This window comes from Pelagimonas phthalicica (assembly GCF_004364805.1).
GTDB classification, from domain to species: domain Bacteria; phylum Pseudomonadota; class Alphaproteobacteria; order Rhodobacterales; family Rhodobacteraceae; genus Pelagimonas; species Pelagimonas phthalicica.
In genome coordinates, this window is the sequence record NZ_SOAP01000001.1 from 1,202,567 (window position 1) to 1,225,308 (window position 22,742).

The 22,742-nt window shown below is 58.8% G+C and carries 26 protein-coding genes; 12 read left to right on the top strand and 14 right to left on the bottom strand.

The window, feature by feature from the left end:
- The first annotated feature begins 120 nt into the window (after nt 1-120).
- Nucleotides 121-1,254, top strand: coding sequence for an alkane 1-monooxygenase (locus CLV87_RS05980; RefSeq protein ID WP_099242819.1), 1,134 nt, complete (start codon nt 121-123; stop codon nt 1,252-1,254).
- 149 nt (nt 1,255-1,403) lie between these two features.
- Nucleotides 1,404-2,324 carry a manganese-dependent inorganic pyrophosphatase gene (locus CLV87_RS05985; RefSeq protein ID WP_099242817.1) on the top strand — a complete coding sequence of 307 codons (921 nt, stop codon included), beginning with the start codon at nt 1,404-1,406 and terminating at the stop codon, nt 2,322-2,324.
- A gap of 53 nt (nt 2,325-2,377) precedes the next feature.
- On the opposite strand, the gene sfsA is transcribed toward CLV87_RS05985, so the two are convergent.
- Nucleotides 2,378-3,103, bottom strand: a complete 726-nt coding sequence (gene sfsA, locus CLV87_RS05990) for a DNA/RNA nuclease SfsA (RefSeq protein WP_099242815.1) — start codon at nt 3,101-3,103, stop codon at nt 2,378-2,380.
- A 97-nt stretch (nt 3,104-3,200) separates the two neighbouring features.
- Here sfsA and CLV87_RS05995 point away from each other — a divergent pair, with 97 nt between their 5' ends.
- The 6 genes from CLV87_RS05995 to CLV87_RS06020 all read left to right on the top strand — a co-directional run bounded on the left by CLV87_RS05995 (nt 3,201) and on the right by CLV87_RS06020 (nt 7,323).
- Entirely contained in the window at nt 3,201-3,926 is a 726-nt protein-coding gene (locus CLV87_RS05995) for a competence/damage-inducible protein A (protein WP_099242813.1), read from the top strand.
- An 18-nt stretch (nt 3,927-3,944) separates the two neighbouring features.
- Nucleotides 3,945-4,739 carry a GNAT family N-acetyltransferase gene (locus tag CLV87_RS06000; protein ID WP_306438009.1) on the top strand — a complete coding sequence of 265 codons (795 nt, stop codon included), beginning with the start codon at nt 3,945-3,947 and terminating at the stop codon, nt 4,737-4,739.
- Nucleotides 4,736-5,305, top strand: coding sequence for a peroxidase-related enzyme (locus CLV87_RS06005; protein ID WP_099242812.1), 570 nt, complete (start codon nt 4,736-4,738; stop codon nt 5,303-5,305). Before CLV87_RS06000 ends, CLV87_RS06005 begins: the two co-directional genes overlap by 4 nt.
- The gene (locus CLV87_RS06010) at nt 5,277-6,218 is read left to right on the top strand and encodes an OmpA family protein (protein ID WP_099242810.1); all 942 of its coding nucleotides are present in this window, start codon (nt 5,277-5,279) and stop codon (nt 6,216-6,218) included. Before CLV87_RS06005 ends, CLV87_RS06010 begins: the two co-directional genes overlap by 29 nt.
- Before the next feature lie 25 nt (nt 6,219-6,243).
- The gene (locus tag CLV87_RS06015) at nt 6,244-6,618 is read left to right on the top strand and encodes a hypothetical protein (RefSeq protein ID WP_133840704.1); all 375 of its coding nucleotides are present in this window, start codon (nt 6,244-6,246) and stop codon (nt 6,616-6,618) included.
- A gap of 66 nt (nt 6,619-6,684) precedes the next feature.
- Complete coding sequence (locus CLV87_RS06020) at nt 6,685-7,323, top strand: hypothetical protein (RefSeq protein WP_099242806.1); 639 nt, start codon at nt 6,685-6,687, stop codon at nt 7,321-7,323.
- Nucleotides 7,324-7,417: 94 nt separating this feature from the next.
- On the opposite strand, the gene CLV87_RS06025 is transcribed toward CLV87_RS06020, so the two are convergent.
- Nucleotides 7,418-8,323: a LysR family transcriptional regulator gene (locus CLV87_RS06025; RefSeq protein ID WP_099242804.1), complete on the bottom strand. Its 906-nt coding sequence runs from the start codon at nt 8,321-8,323 to the stop codon at nt 7,418-7,420.
- A gap of 317 nt (nt 8,324-8,640) precedes the next feature.
- Entirely contained in the window at nt 8,641-9,555 is a 915-nt protein-coding gene (locus CLV87_RS06030; protein WP_099242802.1) for an AEC family transporter, read from the bottom strand.
- A gap of 147 nt (nt 9,556-9,702) precedes the next feature.
- On the opposite strand from CLV87_RS06030, the gene CLV87_RS06035 reads away from it, so the two are divergent.
- Nucleotides 9,703-10,149, top strand: coding sequence for a DUF4399 domain-containing protein (locus tag CLV87_RS06035; RefSeq protein WP_099242800.1), 447 nt, complete (start codon nt 9,703-9,705; stop codon nt 10,147-10,149).
- A 5-nt stretch (nt 10,150-10,154) separates the two neighbouring features.
- On the opposite strand, the gene CLV87_RS06040 is transcribed toward CLV87_RS06035, so the two are convergent.
- Nucleotides 10,155-10,838: a hypothetical protein gene (locus CLV87_RS06040; RefSeq protein ID WP_099242798.1), complete on the bottom strand. Its 684-nt coding sequence runs from the start codon at nt 10,836-10,838 to the stop codon at nt 10,155-10,157.
- A gap of 336 nt (nt 10,839-11,174) precedes the next feature.
- Nucleotides 11,175-12,638 carry a cell envelope integrity protein CreD gene (gene creD / locus CLV87_RS06045; protein ID WP_099242796.1) on the bottom strand — a complete coding sequence of 488 codons (1,464 nt, stop codon included), beginning with the start codon at nt 12,636-12,638 and terminating at the stop codon, nt 11,175-11,177.
- 255 nt (nt 12,639-12,893) lie between these two features.
- Here creD and CLV87_RS06050 point away from each other — a divergent pair, with 255 nt between their 5' ends.
- Both CLV87_RS06050 and CLV87_RS06055 read left to right on the top strand, forming a co-directional pair.
- Complete coding sequence (locus CLV87_RS06050; RefSeq protein ID WP_099242794.1) at nt 12,894-13,547, top strand: DUF1826 domain-containing protein; 654 nt, start codon at nt 12,894-12,896, stop codon at nt 13,545-13,547.
- A 27-nt stretch (nt 13,548-13,574) separates the two neighbouring features.
- Nucleotides 13,575-14,738: an S-(hydroxymethyl)glutathione dehydrogenase/class III alcohol dehydrogenase gene (locus CLV87_RS06055; RefSeq protein ID WP_099242792.1), complete on the top strand. Its 1,164-nt coding sequence runs from the start codon at nt 13,575-13,577 to the stop codon at nt 14,736-14,738.
- 101 nt (nt 14,739-14,839) lie between these two features.
- On the opposite strand, the gene CLV87_RS06060 is transcribed toward CLV87_RS06055, so the two are convergent.
- Both CLV87_RS06060 and CLV87_RS06065 read right to left on the bottom strand, forming a co-directional pair.
- On the bottom strand, nt 14,840-15,487 hold the full coding sequence (locus CLV87_RS06060) for a hypothetical protein (protein WP_099242790.1): 648 nt from the start codon (nt 15,485-15,487) through the stop codon (nt 14,840-14,842).
- A gap of 96 nt (nt 15,488-15,583) precedes the next feature.
- Complete coding sequence (locus CLV87_RS06065; protein ID WP_099242788.1) at nt 15,584-17,617, bottom strand: NADPH-dependent 2,4-dienoyl-CoA reductase; 2,034 nt, start codon at nt 17,615-17,617, stop codon at nt 15,584-15,586.
- A 210-nt stretch (nt 17,618-17,827) separates the two neighbouring features.
- On the opposite strand from CLV87_RS06065, the gene CLV87_RS06070 reads away from it, so the two are divergent.
- Entirely contained in the window at nt 17,828-18,241 is a 414-nt protein-coding gene (locus CLV87_RS06070; protein ID WP_099242786.1) for a globin family protein, read from the top strand.
- 15 nt (nt 18,242-18,256) lie between these two features.
- Here CLV87_RS06070 and CLV87_RS06075 read toward each other — a convergent pair whose 3' ends face one another.
- The 7 genes from CLV87_RS06075 to fzlA all read right to left on the bottom strand — a co-directional run bounded on the left by CLV87_RS06075 (nt 18,257) and on the right by fzlA (nt 22,664).
- A complete protein-coding gene (locus CLV87_RS06075; protein ID WP_099242784.1) occupies nt 18,257-18,871 on the bottom strand; it encodes a class I SAM-dependent methyltransferase in 615 nt (204 codons plus the stop codon).
- 180 nt (nt 18,872-19,051) lie between these two features.
- Nucleotides 19,052-19,549: a peptide-methionine (S)-S-oxide reductase MsrA gene (msrA, locus tag CLV87_RS06080; RefSeq protein WP_099242783.1), complete on the bottom strand. Its 498-nt coding sequence runs from the start codon at nt 19,547-19,549 to the stop codon at nt 19,052-19,054.
- Complete coding sequence (gene msrB, locus CLV87_RS06085) at nt 19,546-19,995, bottom strand: peptide-methionine (R)-S-oxide reductase MsrB (protein ID WP_099242781.1); 450 nt, start codon at nt 19,993-19,995, stop codon at nt 19,546-19,548. The genes msrA and msrB overlap by 4 nt, the downstream gene beginning before the upstream one ends.
- Nucleotides 19,996-20,204: 209 nt before the next feature.
- Entirely contained in the window at nt 20,205-20,426 is a 222-nt protein-coding gene (locus CLV87_RS06090; protein WP_208293327.1) for a helix-turn-helix transcriptional regulator, read from the bottom strand.
- A 9-nt stretch (nt 20,427-20,435) separates the two neighbouring features.
- Nucleotides 20,436-20,804: a hypothetical protein gene (locus CLV87_RS06095; protein ID WP_099242779.1), complete on the bottom strand. Its 369-nt coding sequence runs from the start codon at nt 20,802-20,804 to the stop codon at nt 20,436-20,438.
- Nucleotides 20,805-20,877: 73 nt separating this feature from the next.
- The gene (gene queG / locus CLV87_RS06100; protein ID WP_099242777.1) at nt 20,878-21,924 is read right to left on the bottom strand and encodes a tRNA epoxyqueuosine(34) reductase QueG; all 1,047 of its coding nucleotides are present in this window, start codon (nt 21,922-21,924) and stop codon (nt 20,878-20,880) included.
- A gap of 74 nt (nt 21,925-21,998) precedes the next feature.
- Nucleotides 21,999-22,664 carry an FtsZ-binding protein FzlA gene (gene fzlA, locus CLV87_RS06105; protein WP_099242775.1) on the bottom strand — a complete coding sequence of 222 codons (666 nt, stop codon included), beginning with the start codon at nt 22,662-22,664 and terminating at the stop codon, nt 21,999-22,001.
- Nucleotides 22,665-22,742: the final 78 nt, after the last annotated feature.

The window sequence follows — 22,742 nt, forward strand, 5'->3', positions numbered from 1 at the left end:
AAAATATCCCGGGGTGAATTGTCGCCTGCGACAAGAGGGGCAGCGCCCCTCCCCCGCCCAGCCTTGCCAAACCAAGCGACCTAACCCTAGGATGCTCCTGACAAAATCAGGAGTCCCGCAATGGTTCCCGCTTCGCAAGTTGCCAAGTTCAGCTCGGCCCTGCCCTTCTTTCTGTCCTTCATCCTGCTCCCCCTGGTCTGGTTCGGCGCAATCATGGGCGGTTGGTGGGTGGTGATCACCCCTCTGGTCACCTGGTATTTGTTCTCGGCCATCGACCTTCTGGTCGGCCTCAACACCGAAGACGCCGATCTCGATACCAGCGATGACCAGCTCTTCTGGTACAAACTCCTGACCCAAATCTGGGTGCCTTTGCAGTTCCTGACCATCATGGGTCTGGTCGCCTATGTGTCGCGCGCCGATCACCTGGGCGGTTGGGAGGTCTTTGGCGTCATGTTCGGAACCGGCGTGATGAGCGGCACTGTGGGGATCGTCTATGCCCATGAGCTCATGCATCAGCGCAACCGGTTCGAGCGCTGGCTGGGCGACATTCTCATGGCCATGGTGCTCTATTCACACTTCCGCTCCGAACATCTGCTGGTCCATCACCGCTATGTCGGCACGCCGCGCGACCCGGTCACCGCGCGCTATAACGAAGGTTTCCACCGCTTCTACCCCCGCGTTCTGCGCCAAAGCCTGCACTCGTCTTTCAAAGCTGAACGCGATCTCTTGGCGCGCAAGAACCTGCCCTGGCACAGCGCCAAGAACCCGTTCTGGCGCTATTGGGGCTTGCAAGGCGCAATGCTGCTTTGCGCGTTTTTGGTCGGCGGCTGGTATGGGCTCTTCTTGTTTGCGATCCAGGCCGGCATTGCGATCTGGCAGCTTGAAGTGGTGAATTACACCGAACATTACGGGCTGACCCGCAAACATCTTGGCGATGGAAAATATGAACATGTCATGCCCCGCCACAGTTGGAACGCCGCGCATAAGGCCACCAATTGGCTGTTGATCAACCTGCAACGCCATTCCGACCACCATTACAAACCTGACCGGCGCTTTCCGCTGTTGCAAAACCACGACGAAGCCGAGGCCCCGCAACTGCCCTATGGCTATCCCTTCATGGCGGTCTACGCGATGATCCCGCCGCTGTGGAAACGGGTGATGAATCCAAAAGTGCGGCGCTGGCGGCAGATGTATTACCCCGAAATCACCGATTGGTCCGCCTATAACAAGCACAAGACCCCAATGCCGCGCTGACCCCAAATTCCGTGCACGGAATTTGCAAATTTCATCGATGAAATTTGGGGCGCAGGCCGCAATGGTCGCAGTTCCGCTCTGGCGGGGTGACAAGGCTTGATTGCAGCGCTAGAAGGCGCGCAAACCGGACCTTTGTTAAGGAATGCATCATGACGACCCTGGTATTTGGCCACAAATCCCCCGACACCGATTCCACCGGCTCTCCGATCCTGTGGAGCTGGTACATGAACACCGTCCAGGGCGGCGACGCCGAGGCGGTTCTGCTGGGTGAACCCAACACCGAAGCCGCCTGGATGCTGCAGCGCTGGGACCTGCCCAAGCCGCGCATCATCTCCGACGTCGAAGACGGCCAGGCCTGCGTTGTGGTTGACACCAACAACCCCGCCGAACTGCCCGCCAATATCAATGGTGCCGACGTTCAGGCGATCATCGACCACCACAAACTGGTTGGCGGTCTGGAAACCAAAGGCCCGATCGACATCACCATCCGCCCGCTCGCCTGCACCGCGACCATCATGTATGACCTGATGGGTGACGATGTCGCCAAGATGCCCGAAGCCATCAAAGGCGCGGCCCTGACCTGCATCCTGTCTGACACGCTGGAATTCCGCTCCCCCACCACCACCGATCGCGACCGCGAAGTTGTGGCGGCTTTGGCGGCAGATCTGGGTGTGAACGTCGCCGATTATGCGGGCGAGATGTTTGCGGCGAAATCCGACGTCTCTGCTTTCTCGGACGCAGAGCTGATCCGCATGGACAGCAAGGAATACGAAGTCGACGGCGTGAAATTCCGCGTCTCGGTTCTGGAAACCACCGCGCCTGAGATCCCACTGGATCGCAAAGCGTCGATCATGGAAACCTATGCCACTGTTCAGGAAGAAGACGGTGTCGATCAGGTTCTGCTCTTTGTGGTCGACATCCTGAAAGAAGAAGCCACTCTGCTGGTGCCAAATGACGTGGTCAAAGGCGTGGCAGAAAAGAGCTTTGGGGCGGTTGTTGAGGGTGACAGCGTTGTGCTGCCCGGCATCATGAGCCGCAAGAAGCAGATCATTCCGAACCTGAAGGTCTGAGCCCTTTTTTTCGGTGAGCGGGGGGCCAGCCCCCCGCACCCCCCGGGATATTTTCAGCCCAAAGAAGACAGGGGCGAGGTGGAAAAAGGCAGGCTTTGCCCAAGCCTCACTGATTGCGGGGAAATGGCGCAGTCAAAGCACAGCACTTCGACACCCGATGCCGTGGCCTGCTCAAAGGCGGCGGCATATTTTTTATCGATATCAGCAGCCAAAGTCATTGAGGTGCAATCGGTGCGCTGAATCAGGTAGAGCATGACTGCGCGCTGGCCCGCTTGGGCCATATTGGCCAACTCGCCCAGATGTTTGGTGCCGCGTGCGGTGACGCTGTCGGGAAATTCGGCCAGGCCGGGTTGGCGCGACAGGGTCACTGATTTCACTTCGACATAGCAATCGCGCCGCCCCGCGCTGGTCAGCAGAAAGTCGATGCGGCTGTTTTCGCCGTATTTCACCTCGGGGCGCACCAGGTTATAGCCCGTCAGCCCCGCAACCTCACCCGCCATCAGCGCCGATTTGAGCATCTTGTTGGGCACGCCGGTATCGACTCCGGTGAAATGCCCGCCCTCATGTTCCACTAACCGCCAGGCAAATTTCAGCTTGCGTTTGGGGTCATCATTGGGTTCCAGCCAGACGCGCAATCCTTCGTCCTTGAGCCCCAGCATCGAGCCGGGATTGGCCACATGAGCAGTAATTTCGCGCCCATCCTCCAACAGGCAATCAGCGAGAAAGCGTTTATAGCGGCGGATCAGCGTGGCGGGGATCAGAGGGGCGGCAAACTTCATAAGCACAGGCTTAGCGCGCCATCACAAAAGAGGGAAGCAGCGCTTGCAGCCAGCGTGCGCGGCTCTATCCTTGGGCGCAAGACAAAGGAGTGCACATATGTCCAATCCCAGCGCCGCCATGCTTGTCATCGGGGATGAAATATTGTCCGGGCGCACCCGTGACGCCAATATGCATTTCCTCGCGCAGGAATTCACCAAACATGGCATCGATCTGAAAGAGGTGCGGGTGGTCAGCGATGACAAAGCCGCCATTATCGCCGCCGTGAACGGGTTGCGTGGTGCCTATGATGTGGTGGTGACCTCGGGCGGGATTGGACCAACCCATGATGACATCACCGCCGATTGCATTGCCGAGGCTTTTGGCACCGGCATTGATGTTCAGGACGAGGCGCGGGCGCGCTTGCAAGCGCATTATGACCGCCAGGGCACCGAGCTGAATGCGGCGCGCCTGCGCATGGCGCGTATTCCCTTTGGGGCGACACTGATCGACAATCCGGTTTCCATCGCGCCGGGGTTCAGCATCGAAAATGTGCATGTCATGGCCGGGGTTCCGGCGGTGTTTCAGGCCATGGTGGCCAGCCTTTTGCCAAATCTGACCGGCGGCTCCCCCCTGCTCAGCCAATCGCTGCGCATCTATCGCGGCGAAGGCGATATTGCCGGGCCGCTCGCCGAATTGGCCGCGCAATATGCCGATCTGTCCTTTGGGTCTTACCCGTTCCAAAAGGACGGGGTTTATGGGGCCAATGTGGTGATCCGGGGCGCGGATGGGGCGCAGGTTGATCACGCCATGGCCGCGCTCGCCACCTTGTTTCCCGACACGTGACGGCGCGCATCATCGCGCATGGACAGCATCGCCAAGCCGCGCCATAAACAAGGCGTGACACAGATGCTCAAAGACAGTCCGGGCAAAGACACGCTCTTTGCCGCGATAGACAAAACCTGGCCTGCCGCCGCGCTGGTCGAGGCGGGACCATGGCTTTTGCGCGAGGGGCGCGGAGGCGGAAAACGCATTTCTGCCACCACTGCCAAAAGCCCCTGGCAACCCGAAGACCTGCCCGCCGCCGAATCCGCCATGCGCCTGATGGGGCAATCGCCGCTATTCATGATCCGTCAGGGCGAAACCGCGCTGGACGAGGCCTTGGCCGCGCGCGGTTATGACAAGGTTGACCCGACGGTGATCCGGCTGGCCCCGATTGAAACCCTGACCGACCGCCCCCTGCCCCGCGTGACCGCCTTTGCGATCTGGGAACCCTTGGCGGTGATGTTTGAAATCTGGGAAGAAGGCGGGTTGGACCCGGCCCGTATCCAGGTGATGGAGCGCTGCTCTGCCCCCAAAACCGGGTTGTTTGGCCGCGTCAGTGACCGCCCTGCAGGCACAGGGTTTTGCGCCATTCATGACGGGGTTGCCCTGGTCCACGCCCTGGAAATCCGCGAGGACCATCGCGGCAAGGGGCTTGGGGCCTGGATGATGCGCTGCGCCGCGCTTTGGGCCCAACGCAAGGGCGCACGCTGGATCGGGGCCCTTGTCACCGAAGCCAACGAACATGCCAACGGGCTATACCAGTCCTTGCAGCTCGAAATTACCAGCCGCTACCATTATCGCATCCTCAGCGATGCAGAAAGCGATGAGACATGAGCCAAGATCTCCCCACCGCGCTCAACCTGCCCATGGTTGATCCACTGCCCGAACAGACCCAGAAATATTTCGACATCTGTCAGGACAAGCTGGGCATGGTGCCAAATGTGCTACGCGCCCATGCTTTTGACATCGACAAGCTGAACGCCTTCACCGCGCTTTATAACGATCTGATGCTGGCCGATAGCGGGTTGTCCAAGCTGGAGCGAGAAATGATTGCCGTTGTCGTCTCGGCCATCAATCGCTGTTTCTACTGCCTGACCGCCCATGGTGCGGCGGTGCGCGAGCTGTCGGGTGATCCGAAACTGGGCGAAATGCTGGTGATGAACTGGCGTGTGGCGGATCTTTCGCAGCGCCAGCGCGCCATGCTGAATTTTGCCGAGAAAGTCACCAAAGCCAGCGCCGAGATTGCCGAATATGACCGCGAAGCGCTGCGCGATGCCGGGTTCAGCGACCGTGACATCTGGGACATCGCCAATGTCACCGGGTTCTTTAACATGTCCAACCGCGTTGCCAGTGCCACAGATATGCGTCCCAATGACGACTACCATTCGCAACATCGCTAAGGCGGCATTGCTCGCATTTTGGGCCGCCGCCATGGCTGCCCCTGTGGCCGCTCAGGATCTCGCCCTGCCCAGCGGGGCAGAGTTGACGCGCGAAGTGGTGCAGCAAAAGGGCGCTTTCGCCCTGCCGATTGCGCCCTGGAGCGCGGATGCAGGTCTGCCGACCCAACGCGTCGAAGGCGTGGTGCGGGTGCAATCCTGGCGCATCAAGGCCAGCGGGCTGACGCCGTTGCAAATGATCCAGCCGCTGCGCGATCAATTGCGCGAGGCCGGGTTTGATGTGGCGCTGGATTGCGCCTCGGCGCGCTGCGGCGGGTTTGACTTTCGCTTTCAAACCTTTGTCCTGCCCGCGCCTGACATGTTTGTCGACCTAACCGATTACCATTTCCTGTCGGCCACCGGCCCCAAGGGCCAGGCGGTGGCGCTTTTGGCCTCGCAGGACAAAAGCAACGGTTACGTCCAGATTATCCGCGCCGGGGATGGTGGCGGGCGCGTGCGCGCCACCGGCGCGGCCCTGCCCACCGCTGCTGTGACCGACAGCGCCATCGCCGACCAATTGGAAACGCAAGGCCATGCCATCCTGAGCGATCTGGTGTTTCAAACCGGCTCGGCCTCGCTGGGTGAGGGCAGTGTCGCCTCACTGGATGCGATTGCCGATTATCTGACGGCCAATCCCACGCGTCAGGTGCTGTTTGTCGGCCATACCGACGCGGTCGGCTCTTTGGAGGGCAACCAGGCCCTGTCGCGCAAACGCGCCTCGGCGGCTGTGACCTATCTGCGCGACCGCCATGGCATCCCCTCTGGGCAAATCGGCGCGGATGGTGTCGGCTATCTCTCCCCTATCGCCTCAAACCTCACCCCCGAAGGCCGCAAAGCCAACCGCCGCATCGAGGCGGTGCTGATTTCGACGGAATAGGGCAGGAGCCCACCTGCAAGTACCGGTGCCCCTTTTGATAACAACGCAACAGATGATCATCGGCAATTTCAAAGAGCTGGGCCTTGCCCCTCCGACCTCAATTCTGATGCCTGATCTCACAGAACCCCTTGAACGTGTAGGTTACGCCCTTCCATCACACGAGAGCTATAGGGCTTTTGCTAACGCCCTCAACGCGCGCTATCCTGACCGCAAGATGATCCCCTTTGCGCAATCCCTGTCCAATGATGACACCGCCGGTTTTCTGATCGGCAAAAACATTCCGCCCGGCACCATCATTGAAATTCACAATTTTGCGTCACCGGGATCAGAAGCGCCCGCCACCTATGACTCGCTATCGCATTGGCTGGCTCACAAACAAAAGAAAGGCGACCTGTTCTAAAGCGAGGCACCACTTGCGGGGCATCACAAAGTTACGGTCCTGTTTGGTTTGAATTGGAGAAATTTGATGACGTTTGTCGTTCCGTATGTGGACGTAAGATACATGCATGATGACGGCATGCGCTTCTTTGACAGAAAGCAAGAAAAACAGATCGAAGCCGCGCTGCTAACAGCTGAGCCTCGCCAAGAGAATCGAAAATTGCAGCTGGAGCCGGATTTCCCGCGCAGCAAGGCGGCGGATCTCATTCAAGAACCCTATTTCGGGTACTTTATGATCCATGAAGATTGGGCAAGGCAAAACAGGCTCCGGGTTTCACGGGATTGGTTCTGCGGGCAGGTTGAGACCTCGAGATATGGCAATTACTTGGTTTACAGTACCGCAAGTATGGAGGCCGCTTTTCGCGAGTGCCTGGAGTATTCCCAGTCGGAATTCGCCAACATCAAAGACTGGTCTGTAGATAGGGAAAAAGGGCCAATCGAAATTTCGCGCAAAAAACATCCAAAAGACTGGACAGAACTCAGTGAACTGAGAGAGCCCCGCGCATTACCGGATCCATGGATTCCAGCCAGAGCATGCCTGTCGACTGCCTGGCCCTACGACGTTTTTTGTTTTGACGAACTCCTCTACTTAAACGCAAACATCGCTCTCACCGGAACCGGGCTGGTCCCGACTTTGTGCACAGCAGAAATACTTCCCAATAGCTGATCATCTCGTGTCCCGCTTCTCAAGAAAAACCCGGACCAAGTGGCCCGGGAGAGGAGGCCTGCGATTGCAGGCTACAGGGAAGAAATGAAAGGTTTTACCAGCGCTCTGGGCCTTTTTCGGCAAAGGCATGCACCAGATAATCGATAAAGGCGCGCACTTTGGGCTGGGTAAAGCGGCCCGGCGGGTAGACGGCATAGATGCCTTGGGTTTCCTGCGGCAGATCGGGGATCGCATCCTCGACCAGACCGGCCTCCATCGCTTCGTGATAGAGGTAAGAGGGCAGATAGGCGATGCCTAGGCCCGCCACACAGGCATTCAACAGCGATTGGCCGTCATTCACGGTCAGCCACCCGGCGGTGCGGACCTGACGCTTTTCACCCGACGGCGCGGTCAGCTTCCAGACATTGCCGCTGGACTGGTTGGAATAATGCAAGAGCTTGTGTTCGTTCAGATCATCAATGCGCTGCGGACGGCCATATTGCTCAAAATATTTGGGCGAGGCGATCATGCGTTTGCTGGTCTCGGTCAGTTTGCGGGCGCGTAGGGTGCTGTCTTCGAGCTCCCCAATGCGGATCGCCATGTCAAACCCTTCGGAAATCAGCTCAACATAACGGTTGTTCAGCACCATATTGACGGTGATATCAGGGAATTCAGCCAGGAAATCCCCCAGTTGCGGGCTAAGGTGGTTGACGCCGAAATCAGTCGCAACGCTGATGCGCAACAAACCAGAGGGCGCGCTTTGCATCGAGGTGACCAGGGCATCCGCTTCGCCAGCATCATTCAGCACACGACGAGCGCGGTCATAATAGGCCAGGCCAATTTCGGTCGGGGACACGCGGCGCGTGGTGCGGTTCAAAAGGCGCGCGCCCAGCCGGGCCTCAAGCGAAGAGACGTGTTTGGAGACGGCGGATTTTGAAATCCCCATCTTCTTGGCGGCATCTGTAAATCCGCCCTGATCCACCACGGTGGCAAAGGCTTCCATTTCGGTCAGGCGATCCATGCTCGGGTCCCTCTTCAATAATTTGTTGAAGACAGGTTTGCCGTGACAATGGGGCGGGATTTGGACAGGCCCGCGACAATATCGGGGTTTTATTGGTTTCTGTTCGCGGCGAGGAAACAGGGAGGGAGGTGAGTTTCCGACTGATACCCGAGTTGCGCGAAATAAGATGCGCGCCATTGACACGTCACCCGCCCGGCCTCGGGCCGGGCAGCCCCCGACCGCCCCCACGGGCGGGGGCTTCACCCCCACCCGCGGTCGGGGTCAGCCCTTCGGGAACAAATTGACGAGAAACACTTGGGGATAGTGAAGCTTCACTCTCACCCAGCCCAAATCATCACAGCCGCCATCCACACCGGCAAACTCAGCGCCGCCAACAATGTGCTTTGGGCGATCAATGTCGCCACCAGGCGTCGATCTGCACCAAAGCCAGCCGCCAGCACATGCGCGGCCGATGCGGTGGGCAGGGCGGCAAAGACCACCAGCACGGTCATCAGGCTTGTCTGGACCGAAACCAGAGCGCAGACCAGAAAGGTCAGGGCAGGCAGGGCCATCAGTTTGACGCCGCACAGGATGGCGCTGGACCGGTCCAGCCGCGCCAAGGCCCGCCAATCCATCGTCGCTCCGATCGAGATCAAGGCCACGGGAATAGCGGCGGCGGCCAGCATCTCAACCGGGGCCAGAACCGGGCCGGGGATCTTTAACCCCGAAAGACCCACCGCCACGCCAGACAAGGACGCCAACAAAAACGGGTTCAGGGCGATCTTTTGCAAGGTCGCCCCCAGCCCCAGACTGCCACCGCGTGACAAGGCTGTGACCGCCATCAGGTTTGCCATCGGAATGGCCATGCCCACAGCCACCGCCAATTTGCCCAGATCCGCGCCCGGCAAAGCCCCCACAGCGATAAAGCCCAGCGCCGTGTTGAACCGCCAAGCCGTTTGCCAGCCCCCCGCGAAATCCAGAAACCTCTGTGGCCCATAGCGCCGCGCGCCATAACCCAGAACCAATCCCACGCCCAAGATCACCCAGACCGCCGGCGCGATCCTTAACATATCGGCCACCGCAATCGGGCGGCTGGCCGCTGCGGTGAAAATCAGCGCCGGAAACAGGATCTCAAAGTTGAGCTTATCCAGCCCCGCCCAGGCATTCTCGCTCAGCCGATTGCGCAGCAATCCACCCAGAACGACCATCAGGAAAGACGGCAACAGCCCGTTGAGAATGGTGAGAAAGATCATAAGCGCTGGCCCTGTCCGCGAAGTCTGACTGATCTTGCAAACACCAATCCGCCGACCAGCGCAAGCCCGCCTGCAAGCGCTTTGGCGGGAATCAAAGAGTCATGCTAGCCTCACCTTATTCCAATACACTTTGATACGGAGCTTTCCATGATCCTACGCACTGCCTTGCTTGTCTCATCCCTTTTCTTTGCCTCTCCGCTGCTGGCCCAGGGGGGCGAAACCCCGGCTCCGGATGGGGCCAAGGTCTATTTTGCCAATATTGCCGATGGCGATACGGTCTCCAGCCCGGTGACCATCCTCTTTGGTCTCTCTGGCATGGGCGTCGCCCCGGCCGGGACCGAAAAGGACAATACCGGCCACCACCACCTGCTGATCGACCGCGCCCCTTTTGGTGAGGGCGAGGACGGGGCCGAGGAGTTGACCTATGGCGTTCCGGCAGATGACAATCACAAACATTTCGGCGGTGGCCAGACCGAGGTCACGATTGACCTCGCTCCGGGCACCCACACGCTGCAACTGGTGCTAGGCGATGCCAGCCATGTGCCTCATACCACGCCCGTCATGTCCGAGGTGATCACCATTACGGTTGAATAACCCTGTCAGGAGGCCCCGGCGGGCGGGCGATGCTGCCCAAGAACCACCGGGGTCACCTCCCCCTGGCTTTCCTTGGAAAACACGTGTTTCTGGATCTTCTGGAAGGCCTCAAGATATTGCGCATAGCTGGTCAGGTTGACGCTTTCGGGCGCGGGCAGAAGATCGCCCAAAGGCCCGGCAAAGCCGCGCACGCTGATCTCCATCTGAGCGCGGCTCATGCCCAGCTGCGCTTCGGCGGCGATATTGGGGATCGAGACATGAGTGTCCGAGGAAAACTCCGACGCCTCAACTTGCAAGCGCACCGCGACGCCAACTTCGGTCTCAACCCCATTCACCTCGCGCACGGTAAAGGCCTTGGCCTCTTGCACCACGCCCACCTGTTTCAGCTTGGCCTCTTGTTTGAACAGCGCCGAGAAAAAGCTCGCCTCGCCCTTGGCGTCGCGGGTAAAGGCCGTGCAACTGATCAAATGCTGATTGAGCTTTGGCGCGGTCACAGCCTGAGCAGGCTCATCCTCGGCCCAATCCGGCAGATCTTCGACATCGGCCTCCTGGATCGAAAACATCGGTTTGGCCGCGACCGCCTCCTGGCTCAATTGCAAATCAAGGCTGCGCAGACGCGGGTCCCCATCCAGCAAAGGTTCATATTTTGACGGAACAGAAAGCTGTTTTTCGGTCTTGGAATTGGCCATTTTGACATCCTCAAAAGACACCGCGCGCTCCGCCTATAGTATAGGGTCAGGACCTACTAATTCGCAACGCTCAGTTCGCCAGATTTTGTTCCAGACCAGGCATATGCCCGCAGGAATAGTGGTTCTCTTTCAAGGGCATATAACGCAGGCTGGGGCAAAATCCGGTGAACCCGAAGGGCATGGAGAAATACATGCTCTCAGCGGCTCGAGTTTCTTGCCAAGGCAACCAGCCTTGCCTTCGAAAGTCAAACCTCTGATAACACGTATTTTTCCATGCTGAGCATTGTGAAGTAGTAGGGCCTGACCCTATCACGAGCGCGCGGAAACTCCTATGAGCTATGAGGGGTCTGGACCCGGATTTCCCCGCATAGCCGCGGGCGCGGCGGGGGGCGTTGGCACTGCCGGGCGCGGGGCCGCGCCGAACATGCGCTGGAACATGCCCGGGCGCGGCTCCTTCTCGGGGCCAAACCAATCCTCGTTCCGTGTCGCCCACATGGTCAGGGCAATCGCGGCAAAGGCCAGGGTCGAACCCGCCATCAGCGCGTAATCTGCCGAGTTCAGGATCAGATACAGCACCGCATAGACCACAACCAGCATCGCCCCCAATACCAGCGCCCGCGCGCCCAGTTTCAGCGCGATAAAGCCGAACAAGGTCAGCAAACCAATCACTGCCCCCGCCGACAGCGCATAAGCCGCAGCAAAGCCGATCTGTTCCGCATAGGCGACCATCAGCAACACAAAGACCGATTGCGTGAGACCCACAAGGATATACTGCACCGCATGTACCGGCTTGCCGCTGCCGCGTTCAATCAACAGGATCGTCAGGAAGGTCAGCGCGATGAACAGAATGCCGTAATTCGCGGCGCGATAGGCCTTTTGGTAGAAATCATTCGGTTCGATAAAGTTCACCCCAAAGCCACTGCTGCGCCGCGCGGCGCTGATCGGATCCTCGCGCCCAATCTGCGGCAGCGGGCGGGCCAGATGTGGAATGCTCCATTTCGCGCTGAACCCTTCCTCACTGATCTCGCGCGCATCAGGCAGAAACGCCCCGCCAAAGCTTGGATGTGGCCAGTCGCTGGTCATGGTGACCTTGCTGTCACGCCCCACCGGGGCAATGAAAAGCTTTTGCGCGCCGTTAAAGCCCAGTTTCAGCTCATATCCCTGCCCGGCACGGGGATCGCCCAGCAGGGCCTTAAACCCGCTCGCCCCCGAGAGCGGGGCCAGTTCCAAAACCTCGCCGCCCCGCGTCATCTCAGCCGCACCGCGCAGCGCGCGGTTGTTTGAGACTTCCATCACGATCTCGGCCTGATCCCACAGCAGCGTTTCCTTGGGGCCAATCACCGTTTCTGCACCGCTGACGTCAAAGTCAAACACCATGCCCGCCTCAGCCTGATAGACCGGCACCTGAAAGATCCCGCGCGCGCGCATCTGGCTTTTGGTGCTCAGATCGACCTCAAAGTCACCGGGCAGCAGGTAGACCGATTCACTGCGCCGGATCACCACTTCTTCATAGCGTTCCATCAGCTCTTTGCCGGTCTCCGCATCGCTCATCACCACACCCGTGACCGGGTCCAGCTTGGGCCGGGTGCTGATCTGCACGATCTCCTTTTCCACCGGAATCACCATGACCGGCCCGACCAACACCTGCTGGCCACCCCATTCCATCCCGACATCGCGGATCGTGCCTTGCGAATAATTCTTACGCGATTGAATGACTTCGCCCGCGAACATCAGCGGGATGAACATCAACAAAACCAATATACCCACGACGATAAACCGCCGCCCTGCGGACTTGAGCATCTCACTCTCCTACAAAAATAAATCCGCCCCGGTTGTGACACCCCGGCGCATCAGACCTTGGGGAGAGAATGTGCAGATCTCGTGCAGGCGCGAGGCCTCAAAACTGACAGCCTTGCCCGCGCCAACCATGAGATCAACGTGATAACTGCAAGACAGGGTATCATCCCGCTTGCGTGATGTAATGTTATTTCATAACACATTCTCACTGGCGATACTCACCCCCGCCAGCACGCAATCAAAAGCGAGGACGTTGGCATGAACCTGGTACGCGAGATTTCAACAGCTCCCATGGCGGGCGTAGAGATCAACGAGGAGCCAACAGGCCTCGCCGCGATCCACACACCCAGCTGCGCCGCCGCGATTTGGAATCGCACGCCCTTGGCTCAATTCCAAACCTGGATCGATGCGCTCCCGCCCGAGACCCTGCCCAAAACGCGCACCATTCTGCGCCCGAACGCCGTGCAGCGGGCTATGCGGGACATCTATCAGGCCTCAGACCTGCCGGCGACTATGGAACGGGATCTGCTGATCGACGATGTTGCCGCCCTGGCCGAAATCTTTGCCGACACCATGCAAGCCCCCTATTTGCGGATGCGATTGGATGTGATCACCACCAATGCTTGCCGCAAATTCCATATGGATGTGATCACTGCGCGCCTTGTCTGCACCTATCGCGGGACCGGTACGCAATATGGAATCTCGCAAAACGGCGATGATCCCGCCCGTATCGAAACCGTTGGAACCGGCTCGCCAATCGTCATGCGCGGATCGCGCTGGCCTACCGTCCCGCAATCGGGTCTGCGCCACCGCTCCCCCCCGATCGAAGGAACCGGCGAGACCCGGCTAGTCCTGGTCCTGGACCCTGTTCAGGAGCTCGGGCTCGAACAGGGTGCACAGGTCTTTCACTAAGCCATTCCAATTTCAGGGAGATCAAAAATGAAAACACGCGCTGCAATTGCCTGGGGCCCCAACCAACCGCTTGAGATCGAAGAGATCGATCTTGAGGGACCAAAAGATGGCGAGGTGCTGGTGCGCATCGTCACAACCAGCCTATGCCACACCGACATGTTCACCCTCTCGGGCGAAGATCCCGAAGGCCTGTTCCCCTGCATCCTCGGCCACGAGGGCTGCGGTATTGTCGAAGAGGTGGGCAAAGGCGTGACCTCGGTCAAGCCGGGCGATCACGTGATCCCGCTCTATGTGCCCGAAGACCCGAATTGCCCCTATATCCAATCGGGCAAAACCAACCTGTGTCAGACCATTCGCGCCACCCAAGGGGCCGGTCTCATGCCCGACGGCACCTCGCGCTTTTCCTATAAGGGCAAGCAGATCCTGCATTACATGGGCACCAGCACATTCAGCGAATACACTGTCCTGCCCGAAATCTCGGTCGCCAAGATCAGCAAGGATGCACCACTGTCCAAGGCTTCGGTCATGGGCTGCGCTGTCCCCACCGGCATCGGAGCCGTACGCAATACCGCCAAGGTCGAAGCAGGCGCAACCGTCGCTGTCTTTGGGCTGGGGGCCGTGGGCATGGCGGTGATCCAGGGGGCCGTCCTGCGTGGTGCCTCACGGATCATTGGCGTCGACGTAAACCCGAACAAATTCCCGCTCGCCAAATCCCTTGGTGCGACCGAATGCGTCAACCCCAAGGATTTCTCGCAGCCAATTCACGAAGTACTGATCGAGATGACCAATGGCGGTCTTGATTACACCTTTGAGGCCGTGGGCAATGTCGGTCTGATGCGCTCTGCGCTCGAAGCCTGTCACAAGGGTTGGGGCGAATGCACCGTAATCGGTGTGGCTGGTGCCGGGCAGGAAATCTCAACCCGTCCGTTCCAATTGGTCACTGGCCGGGTCTGGCGCGGCACCGCCTTTGGCGGCGTGCTGGGGCGTAGCCAATTGCCGGGCATGGTGGATGAATGGCTGCGCGGCGATTTCGACGTCGATCCCTACATCACCCATCACATGCACCACGATCAGATCAACACTGCCTTTGATCTGCTGCAGAGGGGCGAGTCGATCCGGTCTGTAATCCATTTCCAACCGGATGAGACCATGACCGTGAACTCCTTGCCGGGCCAAATCATCCCACGCTAAGGCCTGACCAAACAAACAGGCGCGCGCCACACCAGCGCCCGCCTGATCATGAGGTCGGCCAGGCTATCCACCACGGCCTGCCGATTGCCAGCGTTCTGCCGCTAATCCGCCAGCATCTTCATCACGCCAGTCAAAATCTCCGGCTCAGACCAATAAGACGGGTAGGACACAGCACCAGACCGTGGGGAATCTTTAACCAAAGGAAGATTTTCCAGGTCATTCATGCTGAGGACATCCTGATACCCTGACATGACATACTCATACAGCTCTTCATCATCGACAGCGGCGTGATCGACATAGAAAATACCATCCGCTTTCATCTTGTGATCGCGCAAAATCTTTATGCCGCGCTCTGAGGTGGAATCCGACCCGTCGGAAACGGAGAACAGGAACAACACGGAATCCGTAACTTTGGCAACAGCCGCCTGATCCGCTTCTGTCCAGAACAAAGTATTGCAAACCGCCGCCAATACCGGCTGCGCCTTGGTGCCGATCTTGTACATGTCGCACTTACGAGGCTGATTTACCCCACCAAAGGGCAGATCCGCATAGGCGTTTTTCATGTCGACATCTTGCAGTTCTGGGCTGAGCTTGACCAAAGACCCAATGACATTCTCAGGGTAGCTTCCAGCCGTGTAGATGACCAATACCGTCTTGGGATCAACACTGTCCGCACTGACCTCAGTTGCGCCTAAAAGGCTTGAGAAAACGGACGCGGCTAGAGCCGCGGCAAAAGGGGGTTTGAACATGGGCGGGCCTATTCCTCAAAATCATACATATTCCACATATGATACAACTTTGAGCCGACCCGCAACCGCCACGCCTTGCAGCCAAAGACTTTGGGGCTATGAAGCCCCAAAACTCACCGCCAACCGCACGCCTTGATCAATGGCGCGTTTGGCGTCCAGTTCTGCCGCCAGATCCGCGCCGCCGATCACATGCGGGGTGATGCCCATTGCCTCCAGCTTGTCGGCCAGGCTGCGCTCCGACAGCTGACCGGCGCAGAGGATGACATTGTCACAGGCGATGACCTCGGGGTTTTCACGCGCCTCTCCGTAAGAGATATGCAGTCCCTCATCATCGATGCGCTCATAATTCACGCCTGCCTTCATCTGCACATTCTTCATCTGCAATGAGGCACGGTGAATCCAACCCGTGGTCTTGCCCAAACGCTTGCCCGGCTTTTCCTTCTTGCGCTGCAAGACGGTGACCTCGCGAATGGCGGGCTCGGGCTGTGGCCCTTCCGGGGCCAATCCGCCGCGCGCCTCTTCGGGGTCGGTCACCCCCCATTCGCGCATCCATTCCGGCAGGTTTTCGGTCGGGCTGTCATCGGTCACAAGATATTCAGCAATGTCATAGCCAATGCCCCCGGCCCCGATCACCGCCACCTTTTTGCCGATCTCGGCCTTGTGGCGCAGCACGTCGATATAGCCCAGCACCTTGGGGTGATCCTGCCCGGGAATGCCGGGATCGCGTGGGGTGACGCCGGTCGCGATGACCACCTCATCGGCCCCTTGCAGGTCTGCCTCGGTCGCCTCATGGCCCAGCTTCACGGTGACACCGGTTTCGGCGACCATGGTTTTGAACCAATCCACCAGGCCCCAGAATTCCTCTTTGCCCGGCACCTGTTTCGCCATGTTGAGCTGACCGCCCAGCTCGTCCGCGCGATCGTAAAGCGTGACCTCATGCCCAACCTGCGCCGCCGTGATCGCCGTTGCCAGCCCCGCAGGCCCAGCGCCGACAACGGCGACTTTCTTGGGCGCCGCAACGGGCGTCAGGTCAATCTGCGTCTCAAAGGCCGCGCGCGGGTTCACCAGACAGCTGCTGACCTTACCTTGGAATGTGTGGTCGAGACAGGCCTGGTTACAGGCGATACAGGGCGCGATGGTCTCGGCCTTGCCCGCCGCCGCTTTGGCAACAAACTGCGAATCCGCCAGGAAAGGCCGCGCGAGGCTCACCATATCAGCGCAGCCCTCGGCCAGCACTTGCTCGGCCACGTCTGGCGTGTTGATGCGGTTCGAGGTGATCACCGGAATGCCGACCTTGCCCATCAGCTTTTTGGTGACCCAGGCAAAGGCCCGCCGCGGCACAGAGGTGGCGATGGTCGGCACCCGCGCCTCGTGCCAGCCAATGCCGGTATTGAGGATGGTCGCACCCGCCTTTTCAATCTCTTGCGCCAGTTGCACCACCTCTTCATGGGTGGAGCCATTAGGCACCAGATCAATCATCGACAACCGATAGATCACGATGAAATCCGGGCCGACGGCTTCTCGCACCCGTTTCACCACCTCAATCGGCAGGCGCATACGGTTCTGATAAGACCCGCCCCAGCGATCCGTGCGCTTATTTGTGTGGGTCACCAAGAATTGGTTGAGGAAATAGCCCTCGGACCCCATCACCTCGACCCCATCATAACCCGCGCGCTGCGCCTGCGCGGCGGAATGGGCAATGTCGGCGATCTGCTTTTCGATCCCCTCTTCGTCGAGCTCCTTGGGCGGAAACGGCGAGATCGGCGATTTCACCGGGCTGGCCGAGACACATTCCGGCCCATAGGCATAACGCCCCGCATGCAGGATCTGCATGGCAATCTTGCCGCCATTCTCATGCACCCGGTCGGTGATGACCTTGTGATTGGCAATGTCCTGATCGCTAAACAAGCCCGCCGCACCGGGGAAAACGCCCCCCTCACGGTTCGGAGCCATACCACCGGTCACGATCAACCCCACATCACCACGCGCCCGTTCGGCATAGAATTCCGCCACCGCGTTCCAATCGCCGCGCTCTTCGAGATTGGTGTGCATCGAGCCCATCAGCACGCGGTTCTTTAGCGTGGTAAAGCCCAGATCCAGCGGCTGTAACATATGCGGGTAGTGGCTCATCCTGGCTCCTCCGAATTCTCCAAGCCGCACATCAGAGTCGCCCCCCTGCCCGGCATCTTTCGGCCAGATCACACAAACTGCTTTACGTTGTCATTGCCTACGTCACGTCAGGTCGGAGCAGAAAACGCTGGTTCAATTAACCGAAGTCAAGTTCACTTGGGGTAAAACCTAGAAAAAGCCCGTTATTCGTCCCTCAATTTTTCAGTGACCATGCAAACATTTGACCCGTCATACCTCCAGGAACAATTCCCCAAAGTCTTTCAGAAAAAGGGGGTCTTTCGCGATGCGTTCTACGGCAAGCTGGTTGAGCTTTCGCCGGATCTTGCGCCGCTATTTGACCATAGCCCGATTGCCAAAACCCATATGATGGAGCGGTTCCTTTTTGATCTGGTGCGTGCCTCTTCCAAAGGCAGTGGGATCTCGGACCTCGTGCAAAGCTTTGCGGCCTCGCATAGCAAATTCCGCCTTCAGCCGCAGCATTTCACTTCTTGCGAGGTGGCGATGAAACATGCCTTTGCCACCGTCACCCATCAAGATCAGACCATCCCGTCAGATGCCGAGATCAGCTTTCACATGTTTCTGGAAATCGTCTTTCACGAATTGCGCAAGACGCAGGTGCCTTAGGTTAACGCCTTAGGGTTAAACCTTGCGCGCCACGATAAAGCGGCTGATGGACTGTTTCTGGAAATACATCATTTCCTCGACCTCAAAGCCCGCCGCTTCGATCATCGTCTTTAACCGGGTGGGGCGGAAACTATGCACCGGGCGGGGTGCTTTGCCGATCCATTGCATCACCTTGATCATCGGGATGAACCAGGGCCGCGTGCCCAAACACGGGGTTTTCGAAATAAACAACCCGCCCTCGCGCAATTGCCCATGCACATGGGCCAAGGCCGCCTCGGGATCCTGCACCAGATGAAACAGGTTGAACCCAAGCACCGCATCATAGCTGCCCTGCCCGGCATCCCCCGCCGCCGCGGTCTCAAAGCGCAGGTTCTGCGCACCACTGCCCGCCAGCTTTTCATTGGCGATCTTGATCATCTCGCTGGCAATATCCGTGCCTGTATACTGCCCCGCCGCATCCGCCAGCTTCAGCGCCGTCGTACCCGTGCCGCAACCCAGTTCCAGTACATCCATATTCGGGGTGATCAATTCACGCACCCGCGCCAAAGTGGCCTCATAAGCGGGCATATTGCTGATCGGATCCTGCGCATATTTGCGGGCAATCTTGTTCCAAAACTGATCATGTTGCATCGGGCTGTCCTACGGCGTCTACTCAGTGATGCGCCTTAGATAGGAACACCACGACCCCTTGGGAATTGCCAAGCACAGCAGAGACATCATGCATTTATGCATATGTTTGACGACAGAAGGGGCCGCCACCGGCCCCTCCCGCACTCTGCCAAGCCCTTTCAGACGAACGTCACCGTCCGCTCAACCCCGCCTAGGCAGCACCCAATTGGCGCGCGGGAAATGGCAGGTGTAGCCATTGGGAAACCGCTCCAGGTAATCCTGATGCTCGGGCTCAGCCTCCCAGAAGTCACCCACCGGTTCCACCTCGGTCACCACCTTGCCGGGCCAGATCCCGCTCGCCTCCACATCGGCAATGGTGTCCAGCGCCTCCTGACGTTGCGCATCATTGGTGAAATAAATCGCCGAGCGATAGCTCATCCCCACATCATTGCCCTGCCGGTTCACCGTGGTCGGGTCATGGATCTGGAAAAAGAACTCCAGCAATTGCCGATAGCTGATTTGCGCGGGGTCGAACATGATCTCGATCCCTTCCGCATGGGTGCCATGGTTGCGATAGGTGGCATTGGGCACATCACCGCCGGTATAGCCAACCCGCGTGTCCCCAACTCCGGGCAGCTTGCGGATCAGATCCTGCATGCCCCAGAAACAGCCCCCCGCCAAAACCGCGCGTTCGCTCATACCAGATCCTCCACCTGATCGACATATTGGCCATAGCCCTCGTCTTCCATGTCTTCCTTGGCGATAAAGCGCAGCGCCGCCGAGTTGATGCAGTAACGCAGCCCGCCGCGATCCATCGGCCCATCAGGAAAGACATGACCCAGATGGCTATCCCCATGGCGCGACCGCACCTCGGTGCGGATCATGCCATGGCTGGTGTCACGCAGCTCAACGACATTGTCCGGTTCGATCGGTTTGACAAAGCTCGGCCAGCCACAGCCGGATTCATATTTCGACGCCGACGCAAACAGCGGCTCCCCCGAGACGATGTCCACATAGATCCCGGCCTGCTTGTTCTCAAGGTATTCTCCGGTGCCCGGCCGCTCTGTGCCATTTTCCTGTGTCACCCGATATTGTTCAGCAGTCAGACTGGCCACCACGTCGGGACGTTTTTCATAATTGGTCATGCGCGTTCTCCTTACCCCCCAATAAAGGCGAGATTGTCGAAAATTCAAACTGCCCAAACGGCACTTTCACATAAGCTTGAGAAAGACTCGCAAGAATCAAGACGTTCACATATGTAAACGGCGGGTGACAGCCCTATTTCTCCCAAGAACTAGGCTATTGCTCGGGGCGTCGGGATGGCAGCCTGGCGCCCCACCCACGGCTCCAGCCATCAGCCAGAGCCATTTTCTCCCTCGATCACCGGATGAAACAGGTCATCCACCCGCAGCCCAAACGCCTCTGCCAATTGAAACGCCAACGGCAGGCTTGGGTCATAGCGTTCCTTTTCAATCGACACGATGGTTTGCCGCGACACGCCGCAGGCCTTGGCCAGATCGGCCTGGGTCCAGCCACGCGCCTTACGCTGTTCGCGCAAACCATTGGTAATCCGCATCAACAAACCCTAGTAACGTCTTTTGACAAGGAAGCTGCTCAGCACCCAACAAGCGGCCATAATAGTCCAAACCCAAAACGCGCTTTGGCGTGGAAAACCGACCATTTCGAGAAAACCATAGTTGAACGTCACCAGTGCCGTTAGTGCAAAGGCCAGGCCGATGGCTTCGACCTGCACCCGCTTTTGCAACTCATCCATCCGCTTCAGATTGCGCCACACCACCCAAGCCACCACAACCGTGGCGGGCATTGGCACCAGCGACAGGTAAATCGCCCCATGGGCCCCCAGATCCAACGTATTTATCGCCAAGGAAGACAAAGCCACCGACACCCCGTAGAATGCCATGGCCGAGCCAAATTCAAACCCATATCTGCTCATCTCGCACCTTTTAGAAATGTAAAACGTACTTTACATCTATTGGGCGAGCATGAAATGTCAAGTGTGCTTTACATCAGCCAATCCGTGCCAAAGCCCAACGCGCCGCATCCGCGACCGCCACATCCGGGTCGTCGCACAAGGGGCGCACATACTCTGCCAGCCCTGAATCCCCAGAGTTTCCGATGGCATATAAGACATTGCGCACAAACCGATCCCGCCCGGCACGCTTGATCGGGCTGCCGCTGAACAGGGCACGAAACCCGGCATCATCCAGCACAACCAACTCTGCCAGCTTGGGGGCTTTCAACTCGTCTCGGGCGTGATACTTGGCCTCATGCGCCTCTTGCGCAAACTTGTTCCACGGACAGGCCGCCAGACAATCATCACAGCCATAGATGTGATTGCCCAGCCCCTCGCGCAGCGCCTCATCCACCGGCCCCGTATGCTCAATGGTGAGATAAGAAATGCAGCGCCGCGCATCCAGCTGATAGGGCGCGGGAAAGGCGTCAGTCGGGCAAACATCCAGACAGGCCCGGCATTGCCCACAGCGATCTACGCCAGCCTCATCGGGCTCCAGCTCCAGCGTGGTAAAGATCGCGCCCAGAAAAAACCACGACCCCAGTTTGCGACTGACCAGATTGGTATGCTTGCCTTGCCAGCCCAGCCCCGCCGCCATACCCAACGGCTTTTCCATCACCGGGGCCGTGTCGACAAAGACTTTGATCTCCGCCTCCTGCCTCTGCCTGTGCGCAGCTTCGATCAACCAACGCCCCAGCCGCTTCAGCCGTTTCTTGGCGACGTCATGATAGTCCTTGTTCTGCGCATAAACACTGATCGCCCCGCGATCCTTCTGCTCCAGAACCGCACGCGGATCAAAATCCGGCCCGTAATTCTCCGCCAGCATGATGACCGACCTCGCCTCGGGCCAAAGCGCATCCGGCGCCCCGCGCCAATGCACCCGCTCGCCCATCCAGCCCATCTGCCCATGCCGCCCCGCCTCCAGAAACGCCTGCAAACGCGCCATCACCTGGGGCACCGCATCGGGCCGACAGATCCGACAATCGGCAAAGCCCACCTCAGCAGCCTCAACCACCAAAGCCTGTTTCAGATCACCACTCATGGTTTCTTTGGGCCAAAAATATCCCGGGGGTGAGGCCGCAGGCCGAGGGGGCAGCGCCCCCTACCCCGCCAATATCAAAAATCCAGGTCAGCATAATGCGCAGGCGGCGGAAAGCCCGGCACCTGATCCTGCAAGATCGCCCGAAAGGCCGGGCGCGATTTGATCTTGGCATACCAATCCTTGACCACCTCAGAGCGGTTCCAATCCACGTCCGAGATGTAATCCAACGCGCTCAGATGCGCCGCAGCAGCAAAATCCGCCAGGGTCATGTTATCCCCCGCCAGCCAACGGCGATGATCCAGCAGCCAGGCCATGTAATCCAGATGATACTTGATCGCCTTGGCCCCGGCCTTGACATTGGTGCTGTCCGGGAACCCCGCCTTCATGATCTTCTTGTTCACCCGCTCATAAAGCAGCTTCGAGGTCACTTCCTGATGAAACTTGTCATCAAACCAGGCCACGATCCGGCGCACTTCGTAACGCGCATCGGCCGAGCGCGGCATCAGCGCCGGTTCGGGATATTTCTCCTCGATCCACTCACAAATCGCGCTGCTCTCGGCCATGATCTTGCCGTCAATCTTCAGCACCGGCACCTTGGCCGCCGGATTGCGGCGCAGAAAATCTGGATCCTGCTCCCAATAGCGCTCTTCCACCAGCTCGCATTCAATCTTCTTTTCCGCCAAAGACAGGCGCACCTTGCGGCAAAAGGGCGAAAGAGGAACGTGGTAGAGCTTGGCCATCTGCGACTTTAATCCTGCAACGGGAAACACCAGCCCTAATATCCGTGAAACCACACAAGGTGCAACTCCCCCTATGGT